Origin of the sequence: Piscinibacter sp. (assembly GCF_050175855.1) — a bacterium.
Taxonomy (GTDB): Bacteria; Pseudomonadota; Gammaproteobacteria; order Burkholderiales; family Burkholderiaceae_C; genus Piscinibacter.
In genome coordinates, this window is record NZ_JBFXIO010000366.1 from 1 (window position 1) to 5,171 (window position 5,171).

4 protein-coding genes and 1 pseudogene are annotated in these 5,171 nt (G+C 72.4%); 1 reads left to right on the plus strand and 4 read right to left on the minus strand.

Features of this window, described 5'->3' with window-relative positions; translation table 11 throughout:
* The 4 genes from AB7U92_RS21480 to AB7U92_RS21495 all read right to left on the minus strand — a co-directional run.
* A partial coding sequence (locus AB7U92_RS21480) for a heparinase II/III family protein (protein ID WP_428581855.1) occupies positions 1-295 on the minus strand: 295 nt, incomplete at its 3' end.
* Positions 292-1,644 (minus strand): glycosyltransferase, encoded by a 1,353-nt coding sequence (locus AB7U92_RS21485; RefSeq protein ID WP_428581858.1) that lies wholly within the window; start codon positions 1,642-1,644, stop codon positions 292-294. The genes AB7U92_RS21485 and AB7U92_RS21480, both read right to left, overlap by 4 nt.
* Before the next feature lie 7 nt (positions 1,645-1,651).
* The gene (locus AB7U92_RS21490) at positions 1,652-2,899 is read right to left on the minus strand and encodes a glycosyltransferase (RefSeq protein WP_428581861.1); all 1,248 of its coding nucleotides are present in this window, start codon (positions 2,897-2,899) and stop codon (positions 1,652-1,654) included.
* The gene (locus AB7U92_RS21495) at positions 2,896-4,158 is read right to left on the minus strand and encodes a glycosyltransferase family protein (RefSeq protein WP_428581864.1); all 1,263 of its coding nucleotides are present in this window, start codon (positions 4,156-4,158) and stop codon (positions 2,896-2,898) included. Before AB7U92_RS21495 ends, AB7U92_RS21490 begins: the two co-directional genes overlap by 4 nt.
* A 161-nt stretch (positions 4,159-4,319) precedes the next feature.
* On the opposite strand from AB7U92_RS21495, the pseudogene AB7U92_RS21500 reads away from it, so the two are divergent.
* Positions 4,320-5,171 (plus strand): annotated as a pseudogene (locus AB7U92_RS21500) (sensor histidine kinase); the annotation flags it as partial.

Sequence of the window (5,171 nt, forward strand, 5' to 3'; positions counted from 1 at the left end):
GGTCGCCGCTGGCCTGCCAGGCCTGGGCGAGGCCGGCTGCGTAGTAGAACTTGTGCAGCAGGATGTGCCACTCGACGTCGCTGCTGGGATTGGCCAGCCAGTCGATCGGGTCGGGGAGGCGGTGCGTCTGCCCGACGAACTCGAAGCGGCCGTGCATCACGCCCTCGATGCGCTCGGCGGTGATCTCCTCCGGGTCGATCACCGGCTCGAAGCGGACGCCGCGCCGGCTGCGGAAGTGCGCCAGCAGCGCCGCATCGTCGAGGTCGCGCCAGGGCGGCAGCAGCAGCTCGCTCACGACAGCGCCTCCTCGCTGCGCAGCCCGGAGCGCGCCTGGGCGCGCTGCAGCTGGGCGATGAACAGGTCGCGCAGGGCCACCGTGGTGCGGCGCGAGTCGAATCGTTCGCAGATGCGCTGGCGGCCACCGAGGGCGAGCGCGCGGTGCAGCGCGGCGTCGGTGAGCACGCGGCGCAGCGCCTGCGCGAGCCCGTCGGGGTCGCGCGGCTCGACGAGCAGGCCGTGCACGCCGTCGTCGATCATCTCGGGGATGCCGGAGATCGCCGTGCTGACCACCGGCACGCCCATCGCCATCGCCTCGGCCAGCACGTTGGGGAAGCCGTCGCGGTCGCCGTCCTCCATCACCTGGCAGGGCAGGGCGAAGACATGCGCCTCGCGGTAGACCTCGCGCAGCGCGGCCTGCGTGAGCGGGCCGTGCAGGCTCACGCACGCACCCAGTCCGCGCGCTTCGATCAGCGCGGCGATAGCGGCCGAGGCGCTGCCCGCTTCGCCGACGATGCGGCACTCGAAATCGACGCCGTCGCCGCGCAGCCGGGCGCAGGCTTCGATGAGCTGGTCGAAGCCCTTCTTCTCGACGAGGCGGCCGACGGCGAGGATCAGCGGCCGCGTGCGCGGCACCTGGCCGGGCCGTGGCGTCGCGGGGCTGAACCAGTCGGTGTCCAGCCCGTGGTAGATGGTGTGCACCTCGTCGGGCCGCGGGTGGCGTGCGCGCAGCACGGCAGCGTTGGCGCAGGTGCAGGTGGCGACGAAGCGTGCGCCATGCATCTTGCGCTCGAGCAGGTCGCCGGGGTTCAGCTCGGCCTGGTAGATGTCCTTCGCATGCGCGGTGAAGCTGTAGCTGCGGCCGCTCAGGCGCGCCGCCCAGACGGTGATCGTGGCCACGCCGTGGCAGAAGTGGCCGTGCAGGTGGCCGACATCGCCGTGACGGATCACATCGGCGGCGACGGCGCCGGCCTGCAGGAACTCCTTGACGAACACCTTGCGCAGGCGCACTCGTCCCCGTTCGTCGCGGCCGCGGTGCCGCCAGGCCAGGGCCAGCGCGCTGCCCAGCGTGGCGCTCCAGCGCAGCGGGTGGCGCGCCGCCACGAAGGCGTGGTCGCGCCCGTAGGCCGGCAGGTTGGCGGCCAGCCAGCCGGCCAGCGTGCTGCCCGACAGCGAGCTCGCCTTGGGCAGGTAGGCCAGCGGCGCACGGATGGCAGCCACCACCGGGTGCACCTGCGGCTCGCCTTCGCGCTTGACCGAGTACAGGCGCAGCGCGAGGCCGAGGCGCTCGATCTGGTGGATCTCGTGGACGATGAAGGTCTCCGACAGGCGCGGGAAGCCGTTCATCACGTAGGCGATCTTGTCCATGGGATCCTCAGGCGGCCAGCGGTTGCGGCTCGTGCGCGTGCGCGGCGGCCAGCAGGCCCAGCACCACGCGCAGGTTGCGGTCGTTGTCGAAGTCGCGCGTCACCGTGCGGCGTGCGTCGCGGCCGAGCTGCGCGGCCAGCGCCGGTGCCTCGATCAGTTGCTGCACCGCGTCGGCGATGGCCGACGGGTCTTCCGCGCCGACCAGCAGCCCGTTGTGGCGGTCCTTCACGACCTCGGGGATGCCCGAGATGCGCGTGGCCACCACCGGCAGGCCCATCGCCATCGCCTCGAGCAGCACGTTGGGGATGCCGTCGCGGTCGCCGTCGGCAGCCACGCGGCTGGGCTGCACGTAGACGGCGGCGCGCGCGTAGCGGTCGATCACCTGCTCGCGGGTGAGCTTGCCGCTGAGCTGCACCTGGTCGGCCAGGCCGTGGTGCTCGATCAGCGCGGCCAGCCGCTCGCGCTCGGCGCCGTAGCCGACGATCTCGCAGCGGAACGGCACGCCGCGCCCGCGCAGCAGCCGGCAGGCGTCGATCAGCGTGTCCAGCCCCTTCTTCTCGACCAGGCGGCCGACCGACAGGACCAGCGGCACCAGCGAGGGCACCGCGCGCCGGGCCGGATGGAAGGCCCCGGCGTCGATGCCGTGGTACATGCGCTGTACCGTGGCCGTGGGCGCGACGCGGCGCAGCACGCGGCAGTTGAACTCGGTGCAGGTCACGGTGAATCGCGCGGCGTGCAGCTTGCGGTTCAGGTCGTCGGGGCGCGAGAGGTAGATGTCCTTGGCGTGTGCCGAGATCGAGAAGGGCAGGCCGCTCATCGCCGAGGCCAGTTCGGCCACGTCGGCCGGCTGCGAGATGAAGTGCGTGTGCAGGTGCGCCACGCCGTCCTCGCGCAGCTGCCCGGCCAGCCAGCCGGCGCGCGCGAAGTCGCGCCAGCCGGCGGTGCCGCGGGTGGCGGCCCCGGCCAGCGCGCGCAGGTAGCGCCAGGGTGCCGCGGCCGCTTCGCGCAGATGGCGCCGGGCGAGGCGAAGCGGCTGCTGCAGCGACGGCGGAACCTGCACGACCGGCGCGCGCACCTGGGCGACGGCCGGGTGCGCGAGCTCGTCGCTCGGCGCCGCGAGGGTGTACAGGCGCAGGGGCACGCCCAGGCGTTCCAGGCCCAGCACCTCCTCGAGCACGAAGGTCTCGGAGAGCTTGGGAAAGCGCTTGACCAGCACGCCCACGCAGCGCTGGGGCGACTCGACGGTGCCGTTCACGCCTGCAGCTCCAGCCTCGCGGCGCGGGGTCGTCGCGCCGGCGCGGCGGCCTCGGCGGGCGAAGGCGGCACGGCGCGATGGCCGAGCAGCTCGAACACGGCGGCAGTCACGCGCTGCAGCCCGTCGAGCCGGCGCAGGAAGGCCGGTTGCTGCTTCGCGCTCCACGCCGTCAGCTCGGCCTGCAGCGCGGCGGCCAGGGTGGCCGGGCCGAGCAGCTCGGGGTGCAGCATGCGCACGAATCCCAGCGCCGCCATGCGCTCGGCGCGCAGGCACTGCTCGACGCCCGGCTTCATCCGCGGCACCAGCAGCGCGCGCTTGCGCAGCGTCAGCAGTTCGCAGACGGTGTTGTATCCGCCCATGGCCAGCACCACGTCGGCGCCATCCATCAGCGACATCATGTCGTCGCAGAAGTCCTGCACGCTCACGCCGTCGATCGCCGCTGCTGCCTGGTGCAGCGCCGAGCGGCGCGCCTCGTTCATCTCGGGACCGCAGACCACGTGGGCGCGCGGCCGCTGCGCCGGTGGCATCGCCGCCAGGGCGGCCAGCGCGGTGGCCACAAGTTCGCCGCCGTCCTCTCCGCCGCCGGGAGTAACCAGCAGCAGCGGCTGGCCGTCGCTCACGCCGAGCGTGCGGCGCACCGTGGTGCGCGACTGCTGGCCCGGCTCGCGGGCGATGTAGCCGCAGAAGCTCACCTTCGCGGCGGCGAAGGGCGGGAAGTCGTATTCGCGGCGCAGGTCGTAGACCTCGGGGCAGCCCACCACCAGCACCTGGTCGTACCAGGTGCTGATGGCGTCGAAGTAGCCGTTCTTGCGCCACACGCGGCGGGTCGATTCGGCGCTGTCGAGGATGTCGCGCAGCAGCAGCACCAGCTTCGGCCGCTTCGCCGCGCCGGGCAGCGCCTGCAGCGCGCCGGCCAGCTCGTCCTCGACGCCGAAGGGCTTCTTGTCGACCAGGATCAGGTCGGGCGCGAAGTCGGCGATGGCCGAGCGGATCAGGTTGGCGCGCAGCCGCACCGTCTCTTCGAGCGTGATCGGCAGCGTGCGGGCGCCGTAGCGGCCGGCGGTGTCGCGCGCCAGGCAGGGCAGCTTGACGTAGTCGATGCGCTCCGGGATGCGGAATGCATGCAGCATCGGCGAGCCGGTCAACACCAGCACCGACACCTCGGCGGACGACTGCACGAGGTGCCGCGACACCTCGAGCATGCGGCGGATGTTGCCCAGGCCAAAGGTGTCGTGCGAGTAGACCAGGATGCGCTTCATTCGGGGCCTCTTGCTGGTTGGGGTCAAGTTTGGGAAAATTCTCCCAACATGACACAAGAACCGGACCAGCCCATGAACGTCACGCAAGTCCTTGATTCACCGAGGCGCGGGGCGTCGGCCCGGTGCGGGTTGGGGCAAATCCCCCAGCCGTTGGGGGTCAGATGACCCAGTCTTCCCCCAGCGCGAACGCGGCGCCGGCCTTCCGCCTGACGCGCTGGTTCGGCGGCGTGGCGCTGCTGGCCATCGCGGTGATCGCCGCGGCCAGCGTGTGGCTGCTCGGCTGGTTCGTGACCCAGCGCATGCTGTTGCAGGAGGCCTCGCTGACGCGCGACTTCGTGCAGAGCCTGGTGGCGGTGGAGACTCCGCTGCAGGGCGTGCTGGCGCGGCCGGAGGCCGGCGTGCCGGCCGAGGCCGAGGTGTCGTTCCAGCACATCGCCCGCATGTCCGACGTGCTGCGCGCCAACGTCTACGACCTGCAGCGCACCGTGGTCTGGTCGAGCGACGCGGCCCTGCGGGGCCGCCGCTTCGGCCCCAACGAGGAGCTCGACCTGGCGCTGGCCGGATCGGTGGTGGTGGAGAAGAAGACTCGCGACGAGCGCGTGAACGGCAAGGCCGAGTACGAATCGCTGGCCCAGCCCGACGAGCTGTTCGTCGAGATTTACGTGCCGGTGCGCGACGTGAACAGCGGCGCGGTGGTCGGTGCGATCGAGTTCTACAAGAACCCGCGCGGGCTGATGCACATCCTCGCCCAGCTGCGCCGCTACATGCTGGCCGGCGCGGTGCTGTTCGGCGCACTGCTGTTCGTCGCCCTGTTCGGCCTGGTGCGCCGCGCCGACCGGCTGATCCAGGTACAGCAGCGCCGCCTGGTGGAGAACGAGACCTACGCGGTGCTCGGCGAGATGAGCTCCGCGGTGGCGCACGGCATCCGCAACCCGCTGGCGGCGATGCGCAGCTCGGCCGAGCTGATCGCCGAGACGGCACGCGGCCCGGCCCGCCCAGGCGACGCCGCGGCC

Bases quoted from the DNA above. Each gene is read 5' to 3' on its own strand.
- AB7U92_RS21495 (WP_428581864.1), bottom strand. From the start codon at position 4,158: ATGAAGCGCATCCTGGTCTACTCGCACGACACCTTTGGCCTGGGCAAC.
- AB7U92_RS21485 (WP_428581858.1), bottom strand. From the start codon at position 1,644: ATGGACAAGATCGCCTACGTGATGAACGGCTTCCCGCGCCTGTCGGAG.